The organism is Edaphosphingomonas laterariae (genome assembly GCF_900188165.1).
GTDB lineage: Bacteria > Pseudomonadota > Alphaproteobacteria > Sphingomonadales > Sphingomonadaceae > Sphingomonas_E > Sphingomonas_E laterariae.
On the sequence record NZ_FZOS01000001.1, the window covers coordinates 315,112 to 330,862 of the forward strand.

Sequence of the window (15,751 nt, forward strand, 5' to 3'; positions counted from 1 at the left end):
AAGTCCGGGACGGCCCGGCTCTTTATTGGAGAGCCGATTCATGGCTTGGGTTTATCTTGGTATCGCCGGTCTGCTGGAAGTCGTCTGGGCTTTCGCGATGAAGCAGTCCGATGGGTTCAGCCGCCTCGTTCCGTCGATCGTCACCATCGTCACGATGATCGCCAGCTTCGCCTTGCTGTCCTTCTCGATGAAGTCGCTGCCGCTCGGCACCGCCTACACCGTATGGACGGGCATCGGCGCGGTCGGCGCCTTCGTCGTCGGCATCGTCGTGCTCGGCGAATCGATCAGCCCGATGCGGATCGCCGCCGCGCTGCTGATCGTCTCGGGCCTCGTGATGATGAAGCTGTCGGCGGCCTGACGCTACGCCAGGCTCACGCGCCCGCCCGCCTGCCGTTCCAGCCGCCCGGCGAGCTCGAGTTCGAGCAGCACGGTCTGGACGATGGCGGGCGCCAGCCCCGACAGGCGGATGATCTCGTCCACCGGCACCGCCACCGGGCCAAGCAGATCCGTCACCGCGCGACGATCCGCCTCGCCGGCGTCGGGTGAAACCGGGGCCCGCGCAAAGCGCTGCGGCGGCGCCGCGACACCCATGGCGATCGGCCGCAGCGCCTCCATGATGTCCGCTGCGGACTGGATCAACGTTGCGCCCTCGCGGATCAGCATGTTGCAGCCCTGCGCGCGCGGGTCGAGCGGCGATCCCGGCACCGCCATCACCTCGCGTCCGCTGTCGGCGGCCAAGCGGGCGGTGATCAGCGATCCCGATTTGGGCGCGGCTTCCACCACCACGGTTCCGGCGCTCAGCCCGGCGATGACGCGGTTGCGATAGGGGAAATGCCGCGCGCGCGGTTCGGTGCCGGGCGGCTGTTCGGCCATCAACACCCCGCGCTCGGCGATCGCCTCCTGCAACTCGGCATTTTCGGGCGGATAGACGATGTCGATGCCACCGGCGATCACCCCCACGGTGCCGCCGTCGAGCGATCCGGCATGGGCGGCCGCGTCGATCCCGCGTGCGAGCCCCGACACCACTGTCACCCCCGCCTCGCTCAGTTCGCGGGCGAGTTGCCGGGCAAAGCGTATCGCGACCGCCGATGCGTTGCGCGCGCCGACCATCGCCACCAGCGGCCGATCCAGCAGGCGCAACTGCCCCCGCACGATCAGCACCGGTGGCGCGGTTTCGATCTCGGCGAGCGCGCGGGGATACAGGCCGATGCCCCGGAACAGATAGCGTGCGCCAAGCGCGGCGACACGGGTCACCTCGCGCTCCACATCGCTCAGGCTGGCGATGCGGATCTCGCGCCCGCCGCCCCGCCGCGCGAGTTCGGGCAGCGCATCGAGCGCCGCCTGCGGATCGCCAAAGCGCAGCAACAACTGGTGATAGGTAACGGGACCGATATTGGCGGATCGGATCAGCCGCAGCCGGGCGATGCGATCCGCGTCCTGCGCGGGAAGGTCGCGCCCGTCAGCCAACCGATTTGGATTTCGCGCCGATGCGCGGTTCGGTGCCGGCCAAGAGCCGCGCGATATTGCCGCGATGCTTCCACAACACCATCAACGCGAAGGCCAGGAACAGCAGCACCAGCGGATAATTCCCCATCAGCGCCGCCACCACCGGCGGGGCCAGCGCCGCCGCCATGCCGCCGAGCGAGGAATAACGCGTGATCAGCGCCGTGCCGATCCACACCACCGCGAAGGCCAGCCCCGCGGGCCACAGCAAAGCGAGCGCGATGCCCAGCAAAGTGGCCACGCCCTTGCCGCCATTAAAGCCCAGCCACACCGGATAAAGATGGCCGAAAAACGCGCCCACGGCCGCCACCGGTGCAAGGTCCGGCCCCACCTGAGCCGCGATCAGCACCGCCACCGCGCCCTTGGCGCCGTCCAGCAGCAGCGTCAGCGCCGCCAGCCCCTTGCGCCCGGTGCGCAGCACGTTGGTCGCACCGATATTGCCCGATCCGATGCTGCGCAGATCGCCCGCGCCGGCGGCGCGCGTCAGCAGCACGCCGAACGGAACCGATCCCAGCAAATATCCGCCGACCAGCGCGATCAGCGGCCAAACCCAATTCTCAAGAACCACAATGCCACCCTGTCATCATGGGATGACCATAAAGACTGTCACGACAACCGCAATCGTCCAGGTGGACGAGCTAAAGGCGGTTCAGGGCATTTTCGCCGGCCCGGCCACTGCGCTATGGCCGGGCCATGAGCGACAACCGGCCCATCCTCTTCTTCGATTCGGGCGTGGGCGGACTGTCCGTCCTCGCGCCCACCCGCCTGCTCCTGCCCAACGCGCCGATCGTCTATGCCGCGGATAATGGCGGATTTCCCTATGGCACCAAGAGCGAGGCGGAAATCGCCGCGCGCGTGCCGGCGCTGCTCGGCCGTCTGGTCGAACGCTATCATCCCCGGCTGGTGGTGATCGCGTGCAACACTGCCTCGACGATCGCGCTGGGTGCCGTCCGCGCCGCGCTTGATCTGCCGGTCGTCGGCACTGTCCCCGCCATCAAACCCGCCGCCGCGCAATCCTCGGCCCGCGCGATCGGCGTTCTCGGCACCAATGCCACCGTGCGCCAACCTTATGTCGACGATCTGTCCGCCCGCTTCGCCGCCGATTGCCTGGTGCTGCGCCATGGATCGGCCCGGCTGGTCGAACTGGCCGAAGCACGCCTGCGCGGCGAAGCGACCGATCCCGCCGATTATGCCACCGTGATGGCCGGCCTGCTCGATCAGCCCGGCGGCGACCGCATCGACACCATCGTGCTTGCCTGCACCCATTTTCCGCTGGTCGAGGCCGAACTCGCCGCTGCCAGCCCCCGCCCGCTCAGCTTCGTCCATGGCGGCGACGGCATCGCCCGGCGGATCGCCTTCCTTACCGAAGGGCAGCAATGGCCCGCCAACCCCGCCCCCGGCATCGCGCTCTTCACCGCGCCCTTCGACGTGCCCCCCGGCCTCACCGCCGGCCTGCGCGATTACGGGCTGGACGAGATCCATTTCCTCTAGGCGGCCTGGACCCGGCCGCCTTCATGGCCGCCAAAGTAAACCCGCGTCCGATCCGCGAATGCGGCGCGGTTGACGCTGTTGCACAGCGATCGCCATATATCTTTACGAAGTTCAACATTCACAACCACCGCAGTTGACAATATGCGGAGACCGGAGGGGATATGACGGCGAAGGTGCCCGATCGCGACACGATGGTTGCGGAGGCGAAGGCGAAGGCGGGGCTCGACGATTTTGGCGACACCTGGTTCTTCGCGCATATCGATGCGCTGATCCCGGCGCTGAACGGCGAAGCGAAGCTGAGCGAGGCAGGCGCTGCCTATGCCCGCGAAACCATCGTCACCTCGCTGGTCAACCGGCTGCGTTTTGTCGAGATGTTCAAGCAGCATCCCGAAATCAATGACGAGAAGGTGGAAGTCGCCGCCGTCGTCGCCGGTCTGCCGCGCACCGGCAGCACCATGCTCCACCGCATGCTCGCCGCCGCCCCCGGCATGACGGGCTGTCGCTGGTACGAAACCAAGAATTACGTCCCCTTCCCGGGCGAGGAACGCGGCAATCCCGAACCGCGCCGCGCCGAGGCGAAGGTGCTGCTGGACTATATGTGCCAGGCGATCCCCGAACTGATGTCGATCCACCCGATGGATATCGACCAGCCCGACGAAGAACTGATCATCATGGGCCAGCTCTTCTCGTCGACGATGATCGAGGGCACCTTCTTCGTCCCCAGCTTCGCGCGCTGGCTGATGGAACATGATCGCATCCAGGTCTATCGCGATCTCAAGCAGATCCTGAAGCTGCTCCAGTGGAGCGACCCCAGCCGCAAGGGCGCCAAGTGGGTGCTCAAGACGCCGGGCCACCTGATGGGCCTCGATGGCGTGATTGAGGTGTTCCCCGAAGCCAAGATCGTGATGACGCACCGCGATCCGGTGCAGACGGTGCCGTCTTATTCCAGCATGATGGCCAACCTTTACAGCATGGTATCGGACAGCATCACCAAGGAAGAGGTGGGCGCCGTCTGGATCGATCGCCTTGCCGAACTGCTCAACACGTTCGTTGCCGAGCGCGAGAAGGTGAAGGGCCGCAACTTCATCGACGTGCGCTACACCGATCAGCTTTCGAAGCCGGTCGAAGTGGGCCGCTCCGTGCTCGAACAGGCGGGCATCACCGTCACGCCCGAAATCGAAGCCGGCATGGCCGAATGGATCGAAGCCAATAAGCGCGAGGATCGCGCGCCGCACAAATATACGCTGGAAGATTTCGGTCTCAGCCGCGCGCAAGTGGAGGAAAAGTTCCGCGCCTATCGCGAGGCTTTCCTGGAAAAAGCGCCTGCCTGAACGGCTTGCGAGGTAAAATCGAAGGCGCCGGCTCCCCATCGAAACCGGCGCCTTTGTATTTGCCGCGCGGTGCGCTCAAGCCCGGGTCGGCGGCCCCGCCCCATCCAGCACCCACGGATGCCCCGCCGGAAGCTCCAGCAATTCGATGACATTGCCTTCGGGGTCCGCGCCATAGATGCCGCGCATCCCGTCCTCATGGCCCGGCCGATCGGCGACGAAGGTCATGCCTTCCGCCTTCAACCGCTCGAACTCGCGGTCCATATCCTCCACGATCACGCAGAAATGGGTGTAGCCCCGATCATTCGGCCGCAACGGCGGCATGTCGCGCGCGGGCGGCGCGGCATATTCGAACAGTTCGAGGAAGGACGCACCGGCGCGGAACATGGCCACCCGTCCCTTCGATCCCGGCACGCCGAGCACGCGATCATAATCGGGATTGTCGGCCCAGGCGAAGGCGCCCGGCATCTCCTCGAAACCGAAGGCACGGCGGTAGAAATCGGCCATCCGCTCGAAATCGGCAACATTGATGGCGACGTGGTGGATTCCCCGGATCATGGCGCCAGCCTAACCCGGCCACCCGCCATCCGGCATCTCCAAAGGCTTCTGCATTCGGGCCGCGGCGTTCCGCGCGGCCGCATCGTCAGTCGATCGCCGGCAGCGTGAAGGTGAAGCGCGCGCCCTGCCCGGCGGCGCTTTCCACCGTCAGGTCGCCCCCCATCGCCCGCGCCAGCCGCCGTGCGATATAGAGGCCAAGGCCGGTGCCCGCGCCGTCGCCGGGCTGCAACCGTTCGAACTTCTCGAAGATGCGGGCCTGATCCTCGGTCGCAATGCCGCGCCCCTGATCGGCGACGATAATCGCGGCATAATGGCCCTGCCGCTCGCAGCGCAACCAGACCGATCCGCCATCCGGCGAATGGCGCACGGCATTGCCGACGATGTTCACCAGCACCTGCAGGGCACGGCGGAAATCGCCCTGGGCGCCCAGCGACTCCGCCGATCCCGGCCGGTCGATACGGATGCCGCGATCCGCCGCCTTGACGCCGCACAGCACCGCGGCACGGCGCGCCAGCTCACACAGGTCGAGCCGTTCGATCATCGGCGTAAAGTCCGGCCGTTCGATCGCCTGCAGGTCGACCAGATCGTCGACCAGCGCCAGCAGATGCCGCCCGGCCGCCGCGATATCGGCGGCATAATTGGCATAATCGCGCCGCAACGGGCCATCGGCCTGTGTGCGAATATGCTCCGCGCCGGAAATGATCCGGTCCAGCGGAGCACGCAGCGCCGCGTCCAGCCGTCGGCCAAAGGCATCCGCCTGGCCGATGTCGATGCTGGTGCCGCCGCTGTCGCGGACCGCCATCAGCGCCGGCGCCTCCGGCGGCGCGATCGCCACCGCCGCGCCGCGCAGGCCGGCAAAGCGCCCGGCAGCATCGAAGATCGGCACCGCCGAAAGCCGCACCTTGCCACCCCCGTCGCGCAGATCGCCTTCCTGATCGTCGAACCGGCGTTGCGACGCCATGGCGTCAAGGATGGGCAGCATCCCGCGATCATCCTCGTGCAGCGTCAACAGCTTGGTCAGGGGTTGGCCCAGCAGCGATTCGCGCCAAGGCACCACCCCCGGCGACAGCGCGGTCAGCTTCAGGGCTTCGTCGGTTTCCCACAGCCAGTCCGCCGACGCGCGGATGAAGTCATGCTCGCGGTCGATCGTCGCCGCCGGAAAGGCATCGCCAGCCGCTCGCTCCGTCCAGCCGGCGATCGCCAGCGCGATGCCCTCGCCATGCGGTTCGGCACGGACCCATAATTCGATATCGGCATCGCCATCCGCCGCGATCACGCCGCGCGACACCACGATCCCCAGCCGTCGCGCCAGCCGGGCGACGCTCGCCAGTTGCGGCACGGCGATCACTCCGCCGGCCGCCCCGCCCGCGCGTGCATGCAGCGCCTCCAGCGCCGCATCCGCCTCGACCAGCCGGAAATCGCGGTCGAGCCGGCCATGCACCGGTGCCATCATCCGCGCAGACCCGTATTGAGATCGTCGATCGCGTTGCGGAAGGCCGGGTCCAGCCGCCACGGCCGCAACGTCTCCTCGGCCCGGCCGCGATCGAGCGCCATGAAGGCTTCCACCCGGCCGGCCGCCGTTTCGGGATCCATGTCGCTCGGCACGCAGCGGAACAGGATGTCGGCGGCGGTCGCGGTATCCATGCCGATCGCGCTCAGCAGCACCGCCAGCCGGCTGCCATCGGCGTCGAACAGCATGTCCCACGCCACGCCGAATTCGATGCCCGCACGCAATGCCAGCGCGGCCACCGTCAATGCCACGCGGCCTTCGCCCAGCGCGCGGCCGATCAGCGCATCGGACAGCCGGCCATCGGCGCGCAACAGCAGCGCCAGCGCGATCGCCCGGCCTTCCAGCGTCGCGCTTTCATCATATCCCGCCAGCAACGCCTGCGCGGCCGCGCCCACCTCGCGATCGGCGGTCGCCGGGTCCAGCCGGCCGATTTCGATCATGTAACGGCGCAGGCAAGCCGCCACCCGCCAGATCAGCCGGTGCTGCACCTCAGCCGGCAGATCGGTGCGGGCCAGCACGGGATCCTGAAAACGGTCGATCCGCCGGCTTTCCGCCACGATCATCGCCATCGCCGCTTCGGCGATCGCCGGTTCGGCATCGTCCACCAGCATGTCGATCAACGGCGGTTCGGGGGCGAATTCGGCCACGCGCGCGGCCGCCAGCCTCAACGCGATGCTCAGCCGGTGCTCCTCGGCCCGACGCAGCACCAGCCCCACCAGTTCGGCGTCGCGCAACATGCCGGCATGTTCGATCATCGGCGCCGCGATCGGCGTCGCGCCGGCGGTCAGTGCGGTCGCCAGCACCGCGTCGCGCGTCTCGATGCGCTGGCCGATGCGGTCACGCAGGTCATCTTCCACCGTCGCCACCAACCGCTGCAGCAGGTTCGCCGCCGCCGCACGCTCGATATCGCGCAGCCGCCGCCCATCCGGCAGGAACAGGTCGATCAGCGCCAGCCGCACACGCTCGCGCCCCGCCGCCTGCGCACGCGCGGCGTCGCCCAGCAGGCGCTCGGCGCTGTCGATCGGTTCCGGAACAAAGGCGACCATTGCCATAATCTAGGGCCATGCGGTTAAGGTCGGCTAAACGAAGATTGTTCCATCGCATCCGTCATTTGGCAGCGATGAAGTGATGATCCGGCCGTCCCTCAGGCCGGTGGTGGCGCTGTCCGCCCCATCACCCGGTCGGCCACCTCGCGCTGGACGGCCGCGAAGGACGCGACCGCATAAAGCGCCAATCCGGCCAGCCCCGCCGCCCAATGGCCGATCAGCGCAAAGGGCGTCATCGCCCAGATCAACGCATCCAGGCTGGCAATCCACAATGGCGGCGAGCCGCCGGGCAACGCCCGCAATATCCGCTGCTCCCCAGCCAACGCCGCCATGCCGCCCAGCAATATGGCGGTCACCAGCGCCATGCCCCAGCCCGCTTCGGTGGCAACTCCATAGGTCAGCACCAGCAAGGCGGCCGTCGCCGCGATTGTCCGCGCGATCAGGAAACCGCGCGCCCAACGCAGGGGCGAAAGGCGCGCGCCGGCCAGGCGTTCGGCCACCGCCGCGATCGGGCCGGAAAACATCAGTGCGCCCTGCCCCGCCAACCGCCAGTCGACCGCGAAGAAGATGCCGGCGATCACCGCCGCCGTCACCGCCGCGACCGCGAACCACACCGGATCGGTGCCCCGCCGCAGCAAGGGCGGCGCGACAAGCTTTTCGATTCGGGGGAAGATATGGCGCCACGGCCAGTCCCGCCCCCGCGGGCGCGCGCCGGACAACATGTCCCGGTCATAGCCAGCCAGACAGGCCACGCCGTCGGCCAGCAACGGCGCTTTGCCGCGCTGCCGGCCATTGCCTGCCATTGCGTCCAGCCGCTCGGCACCGCCCTGCACGGCGCGGCGCAGCAGCGTCGATTCGAGGTCCCAGTCGCCCAGCATCGCCGCCGTGCCGCGCAGCAATCCGCCGTCGATCAGCATCAGCCCGCCCCAGCGCGCCGTGGCGTCCATCCGCTCGAAGGTCGCCAGTTCGGGTTCGTCGGGCACGGTCAGCAGCGTTGGTGCGCGCGTTTCCGCCATCCGCTCGACCAGCCGGGGCGGCGCCAGGCAGCCATCGCCGAACACCAGCAGCTTTTCTTCCGGGTGGATGCGGTCCGCCGCGTCAGCGATGTCGCGGGTGATATCCACCCGCAGGCCCGCGCGCCGCAGCCGTTCGGCCGCCGCCGCCAGCGCCACCGGCACGCGTTCGGCCAGGATCAGGATCTGCTCGGCGCCGGCAAAGGCCGCCAGCCGCGCCTGATGCTCGACAAGCGTGCGGCCGGCCAGCGGCAGGGTCGCACGCAGCCCTTCCGTTTCCTCTTCCGCCAGCTTGTAAGCCGATATCAGCGCCGCCAGCGCCACGCTTCGTCCCCCGATCGCATCGGCTCATGCGATAGGCCGGTCAGCCGCAGGATGCAAAGGGACAGGACGGCGAATGGCGCATTTGCCGCGCCGGAAATGCGCGGGCGTCAGGCCGCGAAGCTGTCGATCGCGCGGCGGATCGCGGCCAGCATCGTGGCGTCACCGGGCACGCCGCCCACCGCCCGCTCGGCAAGCGTCATCAGCTGCACCGCGCCGAAGCTCGCCGCCAGCCCCTGCAGGCGCATCGCCGCCACGCGCCATTCGGACGCGCCGACGGCACGGTCGAGCGCATCGGCATGGCCCCGCGCGCTGGCAAGGAACACGCTGCGAAGCTCGGTCACCAGGGCGGGGTCATCCCCCACGGCGGCGGCGAGCGCGGTTTCAAGGGCGCCGGGATCGTACATCATGCCCGCAAGTCTCGCACGATGATGTTAACAGGGGGTTTCGCCGGCCCTTCCGCGCGGCGGGAAAGCTGATAAACAATGTCCATGAACCAGGGGGCCCGATCCACCGATCAATGGCGTGAGCACCGCGCGCTGCTCGAAGCCATTTCACGCAATCGTGAAGAATCCGGCGCGGTCGAACCGCCTCCCCAGCCCGAACCGGAACCGGCTTCGGCCCCTTCGCTCCCGCCGCCACCACCGCTCCAGATGGTCGAGGAAGCCGCCGATCTCGGCACGCCGAAGCGCGACATGGTCGCCGGCGCGCTCTTCCTGATCGTCGCAGCCGCGTGGATCGCCGCCGTCGCCGCCAGCCTGGAAGCGGAAGGCACCCCGCTCACCAGCGTCACCGCGCTCGTTTCGCTCGCCTGCGGCCCGCTCGCACTGCTCGGCGTGCTGTTCCTCGTCCTCCAGCGCACCAGCCGCCGTGAAGCCCGGCGCTTCGCCCAGACCGCGCAGGCGATGCGCGCCGAAGCCGCCAATCTCGAACATGTCGTCGGCCTGATGACCGATCGGATCGCCGAAAATCGCCGCGCGCTTGCCGATCAGGCGCAACAGTTGCTGTCGCTGGGCGAAGATTCGTCGATGCGGCTCGGCGAAATCGCATCGGCCATGGCGCGCGAGACGAAGGCGCTCCGCGTCGAATCGGATCATCTGGAAACGGCGGCCGAAATCGCGCGCAGCGATCTCGGCGTGCTGATCGACGATCTGCCCCGTGTCGACGAACAGGTGCGTGGCATCATCCAGCGCCTGCGCGATACGGCCGGTGAGGCGGATGGCCGCATGGTCGCGCTCACCGATCAGCTTTCGGCGCTCGCCGAACAGGGCGAAAAGGCCGATGCCGTCGCCTCGGGCGCCGCGCAGCAACTCGCCACCCACATCGCCACCATGCGCGAACATGGCGCGCGTGCCGATGAACAGGTCGGCGGCGCGGCACAGGCGCTCGCCCACCGCGTCGATGAAATCGGCCAGCGCATCGATACGCTGTCCGCCCGCCTCGCCACGCAGGATCAGGCGAGCCAGAGCGTGCTGCACGGCCTCGATCGCTCGCTCGACGATATCGAGGCGCGCTTCGCCGAATTCGGCAATCGCAGCGGCGAATCCACCCGCCAGCTAACCGATGCGCTCGCGGCGCTGCGCGAACAGAGCGAAGGCCTTACCGGCCGCCTCGCCGAAGCAGCCCCCGCCACCGAGGCGCTGGTCGAACGCGCCGCCGCGCTCAAGGCCGCTCTCGATGCCAGCACCACCGGCATCGGCGACTATATTCCCGCGGCGCTCGCCGGTATCGAGGCGCAGGCCGGCCGCAGCCATAGCGCGATCGCCGCACTCGTGCCCGAAGCCAATGCGCTCGAACGCGCGGTCGCGATCGCCACCGCAAACATCACCGACGCCGAAAAGGCGATCGCCGCTCAGCGTGCGTCGATCGAAGCGATGCAGGCCGCAGCGGCCGAACGGCTCGCCGAAATCACCCGCCAGTCGGCCGATCTGCGGGCGAGCATCGCCGAGGCCGAGGAAAGCGCGCGCACTTTGGCCGACAAGGCCGGGCCGCAGCTCGTCGATGCGCTGCTCCGCGTCCGCGAAACCGCCGTGCAGGCGGCCGATCGCGCCCGCGAAACGCTGGGCATCGTCATCCCCAACGCCGCCGCCAGCCTCGGCAATGCCAGCCGCGAAGCAATCGAAACGGCGATCAACGAAACGCTCGCCGCGCGCCTGGGCGAAATCAGCGCAACGGCCGAACGCGCGGTCGCCGCCGCCACCTCGGCGGGTGAACGGCTCCAGCAGCAGCTCCTCACCATCAAGGATACCGCCGCCACCGTCGACGCCCGGATCGATGAAGTGCGCGCGCAGGTGAGCGACCATGACGAGGAAGGCTTTTCGCGCCGTGTCGCCCTGCTTGTCGAATCGCTAAATTCCGCCGCGATCGACGTCACCAAGATCCTGTCGAACGATGTGACCGACACCGCCTGGACATCCTATCTGAAGGGCGATCGCAGCGTCTTCACCCGCCGCGCCGTCCGCCTCGTGGAAGCCGCCGAATCCAAGGAAATCGCGCGCCATTATGAGGAAGAGCCCGAGTTCCGCGAGCAGGTGAACCGCTACGTCCACGATTTCGAAGCGATGCTGCGGCGCGTCCTCGCCACGCGCGATGGCGCTCCGCTCAGCGTCACCTTGCTTTCGTCCGACATGGGCAAGCTCTACGTCGCGCTCGCCCAGGCCATCGAACGGCTGCGCACCTAAGCGCGCCGCGCGCAACGCTTGTCCGCCGCCCGCGTTTCGCCGATCACCGATGATGGGCGAGAGGCGATCGGCATGCAGATCCACGAAAGCTCGAAAGGCTATCACGGTGCGGCGCGCGACTATGTCGCCGGCCGGCCGGATTATCCGGCCGAAGCGGTCGATTGGCTCCGCGACGTCATCGGCGCCAGACCGGACCGCACCGTGTTGGAAGTCGGCGCGGGCACCGGCAAGTTCATCCCCACGCTTCAGGCCTGCGGCAGCACGATCGTCGCGCTCGAACCGATTGACGAGATGCGCGCGCAGATCGTCCGTGATCATCCCGAAATCGCCACGCTGGCGGGCACCGCCGATGCCATCCCGCTTGGCGACGGCGCGGTCGACGCCATCGTCTGCGCCCAGGCCTTTCATTGGTTCGCTACCCCCGCCGCGCTGGCCGAAATGCGTCGCGTGCTATCACCCGGCGGCATGCTGGGGCTAATCTGGAATGGGCGCGACGAACGCGTGCCGTGGGTCGCCGCTTTGTCCACCATCACCAACCGCTATGAAGGCGATACGCCCCGTTATCGCACCGGCGCGTGGCGCCAAGCCTTCCCCGCCCCCGGCTTCACCGTCGTCGGCGAACGCCATGTCGGCCACATCCACGCCGGCACGGCCGAACAGGTCGTGCTCCAGCGCACCCTTTCGGTCAGCTTCATCGCCGCGCTTCCCGCCGAAGATCGTCAGCAGGTGGAGCGCGAGGTGCGGGCGCTGATCGCGCGCACGCCCGAACTTGCCGGCGGCCGCGACGTCGCTTTCCCTTATGAAACGAGCATGTTCGCCTGGCGAGCGGTGTAAATCCCGTTCAGCCCGCCGGCTGGTCGCGCCCCGCCGGCTCGGCGCAGGAAAGCACCATTTCCTCCGCCTCCACCGGGTCGGTCTGCGGCATCATGCGCAGCTCGCGCCATTTGCCGAAGCGATAATAAGCCACCGTCATGATCAGCGTCGCGATCGCGCCGGCATTATAGCTCCACCAGATTGCGTCCGCGCCGATCCTCGGCTGGAACATGGATGCGATGCCAAGCCGAACCGGGAAGAAGGCGATGATCAGGATGATCAGCGGCACCATCACCGCGCCGTTGGCGCGCACCACGGCGGATAGCACGGCGGTGATGCCGAACAGGATAAAGCCCCAGCTGACGATCAGGTTCATGTGGCGCCCCACCGCCATGGCGTGCCCGTCATTGCCAAGGAACAGCGACAGCGCCTGCCGGTCGATCGCCAGCAGCAGCAGCACCGCGCCGCCGGTCATCGCGATGTTGATCGCCACGCCCGCGCGCGTCACCTGCCCCACCCGATCCCAGCGATTGGCACCAATATTCTGCGCCGCCATCGCGCTCACCGCAGCCCCCAGCGCCATCGCCGGCATCTGGATATAGGTCCATAGCTGGTTTGCCGCGCCATAAGCCGCGGTCACGGCCGCGCCCTCGCGATTGACCAGCCCGATCATCGCCAGCGCCGAAACTGAAACGACCAGCATCTGCAGGCCCATCGGCACGCCCTTGCGGACGATCGTCCCCATCAGCGCCGGCGTCGGCAGCAGATAGCCTATCTCCCGTCCGCGCAGCCGCAACGGCAGGTCGCGCGCGTAGATATAGGCCACCAGCGCGACAAGGCTCACGATATTGGCGATCAAAGATGCCGTCGCCGCGCCCTGAATGCCCATTTCCGGCGCCGGGCCCAGCCCCAGGATCAGCACCGGGTTCAGCGCCACATCGATCACGGCGGCCAGGATCATGAACCACAATGGCGTCATCGAATCGCCCGATCCGCGCAGCCCCATGGTCAGCAGCACGACAATCATGCTGAACGGCAGGGCGACGAACATGACGCGCAGATAGGCCAGCGCCAGTTCGAACACCTCGGGCGGCGTGCTCAGCAGGTGCAGCAAAGCGGGCGACCACAAATAGCCGGCCATGGCGACCAGCGTCGCGCTCACCGCGATCATGCCGGTGGTCGTTCCCATCACCCGGCGGGCGCCATCCACGTCATGCGCGCCGAAGCTCTGGCCGATCAGGATCGTCGCCGCCATGCCGAAGCCGAATACGGCGGCAAACATCAGGAACATCACGAGATTGGCGTTGGCGGTGGCAGCCAGCGCCGCCTCACCCAGAAACTGCCCCACCCAGACCGCGTTGATCGATCCGTTCAGCGATTGCAGCACGCTCGATCCCAGCGTCGGCAGCGCGAACAGCAGCAGCGTTCGCGCAATCGGTCCGGTCGTCAGGTCGCGCCCGGGGCGTGTCGCCATGGTCTGTTCTCCGTCCCCCACCGGCGGATGCCGGGTCAGACGTCTCTAGCCGCTTGGCGCGCCCCGGCAAGCGCGGATCGCGGCCCGCTCCTGACGCTGGCCGCATTCATGGCCGCATCATTCACGTCCGGCCCGCGTCGGCGACGGCCCCACCCGAAGGGCGGGTGCCGCCGACGCGGGATCAACGCGCCTGTAGGGTCAGAACGCTTCCACCGGCAGCGCCATCAGGCTTTCCGCCCCGCCCTCGATCTTGCGGCGCAACGCGCCGGCATCGGGCAGGATGCGTTCGCCATAGAAGCGCGCCGTCACCAGTTTCGCTTCGTGAAACGCCTTGTCGTCGGTGCCGGCGGCCAGCGCGGCGGCCGATGCGCGGCCCATCTTCAGCCACATCCAGCCCAGCGAAACCACGCCCATCAGCGTCATATAGCTATAGGCCGCGGCGCCGGCATTTTCGGGGTTGGCCATGCCGTTCTGCATCAGCCACATGCTCGCCGCCTGCAATTCGCCCAGCGCCTTTTCCTGCCGGGCGGCAAGATCGGCGGTTTCGGGCGTCGCCTTGGCGGCAGCGATTTCCTCGCCGATCATCGCGAACAGCGCCATCACCGCGCGGCCACCGTTCATCGGCAGCTTGCGGCCGACAAGATCCATCGCCTGCACGCCATTGGTGCCTTCATAGATCTGCGAGATGCGGGCATCGCGCACATATTGCTCCATCCCCCATTCGCGGATGTAGCCGTGGCCGCCATAAACCTGCTGCGATTTGGTCGCGATCTCATAGCCGAGATCGGTGGTGTAGCCCTTGATCACCGGCGTCAGCAGCGAAATCAGGTCGTCGGCCTTCTGCCGCTCCTCCTCGGTCTGCGCATGGTGTGCAAGGTCAACCTGCAGGCCGCCCCACATGCACAGCGCGCGCGCGCCTTCCAGGCACGCCTTGCTCTCCATCAACATGCGGCGGACATCGGGGTGCACGAACAGCGGGTCGGCCTTCTGGTCCGGCTCCTTCGGGCCGGTCAGCGCGCGGCCCTGGCGGCGGTCCTTGGCATATTGCACGGCGTTCTGATAGGCGACCTCGCCCACCGCCAGCCCCTGCAGGCCCACGCCCAGCCGCGCGGCATTCATCATGATGAACATCGCGGCCAGGCCCTTATTCTCCTCGCCGACCAAAAAGCCCGTCGCCCCGTCATAATTCATCACGCAGGTCGAATTGCCGTGGATGCCCATCTTCTCCTCGATCGAGCCGCAGGAGACGGCGTTGCGCGCACCCAGCGATCCATCGGCATTCACCATGAACTTGGGCACGATGAACAGGCTGATGCCCTTCACATTGTCCGGCGCGCCGGCCACCTTGGCCAGCACCAGGTGGATGATGTTCTCGGTCAGGTCATGCTCGCCCGACGAAATGAAGATCTTGGTGCCGCTGATCTTGTAACTGCCGTCGCCCTGCGGCTCGGCCTTGGTGCGGATCAGGCCCAGATCGGTGCCGCAATGCGGCTCCGTCAGGTTCATCGTGCCGCCCCATTCGCCGGCGATCATCTTCGGCGTATAGAGCGCCTTCTGCTCCTGCGATCCCTTGGCCAGGATCGCCGCCGTCGCGCCCATCGTCAGGCCGTTATACATGGCGAACGCCATGTTGGAGCTGATCAGATATTCCTCGAACGCGGTGGCGATGACATGGGGCATCCCCTGCCCGCCAAATTCGGTCGGCCCGGTCAGCGTCGGCCAGCCCGCCTCGCGGAACGCGTCATAGGCCGCCTTGAAGCCGGTCGGCGTCGTCACGCTGCCGTCGGCATGGCGGGTGCAACCTTCGCGGTCGCCCACCTGATTGAGCGGGAACAGCACTTCCTCGCAGAATTTCGCGCCCTCGCTCAGCACGGCATCCACCATGTCGGCCGACGCGCTCTCGAAGCCCGGCAGGTTGGAATAGCGGTCGAGGCCGACAACGGCATCGAGCACGAAGCGGGTATCGCGCACCGGCGCGGAATAGATCGGCATTGGTCAGGCTCCTCGGAAGGG

General features: G+C 67.8%; 14 protein-coding genes. 5 read left to right on the top strand and 9 right to left on the bottom strand.

Annotated features, from left to right (window positions below; all coding sequences use genetic code 11):
* Positions 1–40 precede the first annotated feature (40 nt).
* On the top strand, positions 41–358 hold the full coding sequence (gene sugE / locus CHB74_RS01380; protein ID WP_089217794.1) for a quaternary ammonium compound efflux SMR transporter SugE: 318 nt from the start codon (positions 41–43) through the stop codon (positions 356–358).
* A 2-nt stretch (positions 359–360) separates the two neighbouring features.
* Here the strand turns inward: sugE and dprA are convergent, their stop codons facing one another.
* A complete protein-coding gene (dprA, locus tag CHB74_RS01385) occupies positions 361–1,467 on the bottom strand; it encodes a DNA-processing protein DprA (protein WP_089217795.1) in 1,107 nt (368 codons plus the stop codon).
* Entirely contained in the window at positions 1,460–2,071 is a 612-nt protein-coding gene (gene plsY, locus CHB74_RS01390) for a glycerol-3-phosphate 1-O-acyltransferase PlsY (RefSeq protein WP_089217796.1), read from the bottom strand. Before plsY ends, dprA begins: the two co-directional genes overlap by 8 nt.
* A 125-nt stretch (positions 2,072–2,196) precedes the next feature.
* On the opposite strand from plsY, the gene murI reads away from it, so the two are divergent.
* Complete coding sequence (murI, locus tag CHB74_RS01395) at positions 2,197–2,994, top strand: glutamate racemase (protein WP_089217797.1); 798 nt, start codon at positions 2,197–2,199, stop codon at positions 2,992–2,994.
* 161 nt (positions 2,995–3,155) lie between these two features.
* Positions 3,156–4,325 carry a sulfotransferase family protein gene (locus CHB74_RS01400; RefSeq protein ID WP_089217798.1) on the top strand — a complete coding sequence of 390 codons (1,170 nt, stop codon included), beginning with the start codon at positions 3,156–3,158 and terminating at the stop codon, positions 4,323–4,325.
* A gap of 75 nt (positions 4,326–4,400) precedes the next feature.
* On the opposite strand, the gene CHB74_RS01405 is transcribed toward CHB74_RS01400, so the two are convergent.
* The 5 genes from CHB74_RS01405 to CHB74_RS01425 form a co-directional block, all read right to left on the bottom strand.
* Positions 4,401–4,880 (bottom strand): VOC family protein, encoded by a 480-nt coding sequence (locus CHB74_RS01405; RefSeq protein WP_089217799.1) that lies wholly within the window; start codon positions 4,878–4,880, stop codon positions 4,401–4,403.
* An 85-nt stretch (positions 4,881–4,965) separates the two neighbouring features.
* A complete protein-coding gene (locus CHB74_RS01410; RefSeq protein WP_089217800.1) occupies positions 4,966–6,333 on the bottom strand; it encodes a sensor histidine kinase in 1,368 nt (455 codons plus the stop codon).
* Positions 6,330–7,436, bottom strand: a complete 1,107-nt coding sequence (locus CHB74_RS01415) for a DUF2336 domain-containing protein (RefSeq protein ID WP_089217801.1) — start codon at positions 7,434–7,436, stop codon at positions 6,330–6,332. The genes CHB74_RS01410 and CHB74_RS01415 overlap by 4 nt, the downstream gene beginning before the upstream one ends.
* A gap of 98 nt (positions 7,437–7,534) precedes the next feature.
* Positions 7,535–8,773: a hypothetical protein gene (locus CHB74_RS01420; RefSeq protein WP_089217802.1), complete on the bottom strand. Its 1,239-nt coding sequence runs from the start codon at positions 8,771–8,773 to the stop codon at positions 7,535–7,537.
* 107 nt (positions 8,774–8,880) lie between these two features.
* Complete coding sequence (locus tag CHB74_RS01425) at positions 8,881–9,177, bottom strand: Hpt domain-containing protein (protein ID WP_342746556.1); 297 nt, start codon at positions 9,175–9,177, stop codon at positions 8,881–8,883.
* An 84-nt stretch (positions 9,178–9,261) separates the two neighbouring features.
* Here CHB74_RS01425 and CHB74_RS01430 point away from each other — a divergent pair, with 84 nt between their 5' ends.
* Both CHB74_RS01430 and CHB74_RS01435 read left to right on the top strand, forming a co-directional pair.
* Positions 9,262–11,451, top strand: a complete 2,190-nt coding sequence (locus CHB74_RS01430) for a coiled-coil domain-containing protein (protein ID WP_089217804.1) — start codon at positions 9,262–9,264, stop codon at positions 11,449–11,451.
* A 72-nt stretch (positions 11,452–11,523) separates the two neighbouring features.
* Positions 11,524–12,285: a class I SAM-dependent methyltransferase gene (locus CHB74_RS01435; RefSeq protein WP_089217805.1), complete on the top strand. Its 762-nt coding sequence runs from the start codon at positions 11,524–11,526 to the stop codon at positions 12,283–12,285.
* Positions 12,286–12,292: 7 nt separating this feature from the next.
* On the opposite strand, the gene CHB74_RS01440 is transcribed toward CHB74_RS01435, so the two are convergent.
* On the bottom strand, positions 12,293–13,738 hold the full coding sequence (locus CHB74_RS01440) for an MATE family efflux transporter (RefSeq protein ID WP_089217806.1): 1,446 nt from the start codon (positions 13,736–13,738) through the stop codon (positions 12,293–12,295).
* A 198-nt stretch (positions 13,739–13,936) separates the two neighbouring features.
* Positions 13,937–15,730 (bottom strand): acyl-CoA dehydrogenase C-terminal domain-containing protein, encoded by a 1,794-nt coding sequence (locus CHB74_RS01445; RefSeq protein WP_089217807.1) that lies wholly within the window; start codon positions 15,728–15,730, stop codon positions 13,937–13,939.
* Positions 15,731–15,751 lie beyond the last annotated feature (21 nt).

Coding starts and splice junctions, on each gene's coding strand:
- murI (WP_089217797.1), top strand. CDS start 2,197: ATGAGCGACAACCGGCCCATCCTCTTCTTCGATTCGGGCGTGGGCGGA.
- CHB74_RS01445 (WP_089217807.1), bottom strand. CDS start 15,730: ATGCCGATCTATTCCGCGCCGGTGCGCGATACCCGCTTCGTGCTCGAT.
- CHB74_RS01400 (WP_089217798.1), top strand. CDS start 3,156: ATGACGGCGAAGGTGCCCGATCGCGACACGATGGTTGCGGAGGCGAAG.
- CHB74_RS01410 (WP_089217800.1), bottom strand. CDS start 6,333: ATGATGGCACCGGTGCATGGCCGGCTCGACCGCGATTTCCGGCTGGTC.
- CHB74_RS01430 (WP_089217804.1), top strand. CDS start 9,262: ATGAACCAGGGGGCCCGATCCACCGATCAATGGCGTGAGCACCGCGCG.
- CHB74_RS01425 (WP_342746556.1), bottom strand. CDS start 9,177: ATGTACGATCCCGGCGCCCTTGAAACCGCGCTCGCCGCCGCCGTGGGG.
- CHB74_RS01435 (WP_089217805.1), top strand. CDS start 11,524: ATGCAGATCCACGAAAGCTCGAAAGGCTATCACGGTGCGGCGCGCGAC.
- CHB74_RS01415 (WP_089217801.1), bottom strand. CDS start 7,436: ATGGTCGCCTTTGTTCCGGAACCGATCGACAGCGCCGAGCGCCTGCTG.
- sugE (WP_089217794.1), top strand. CDS start 41: ATGGCTTGGGTTTATCTTGGTATCGCCGGTCTGCTGGAAGTCGTCTGG.
- CHB74_RS01440 (WP_089217806.1), bottom strand. CDS start 13,738: ATGGCGACACGCCCCGGGCGCGACCTGACGACCGGACCGATTGCGCGA.
- CHB74_RS01405 (WP_089217799.1), bottom strand. CDS start 4,880: ATGATCCGGGGAATCCACCACGTCGCCATCAATGTTGCCGATTTCGAG.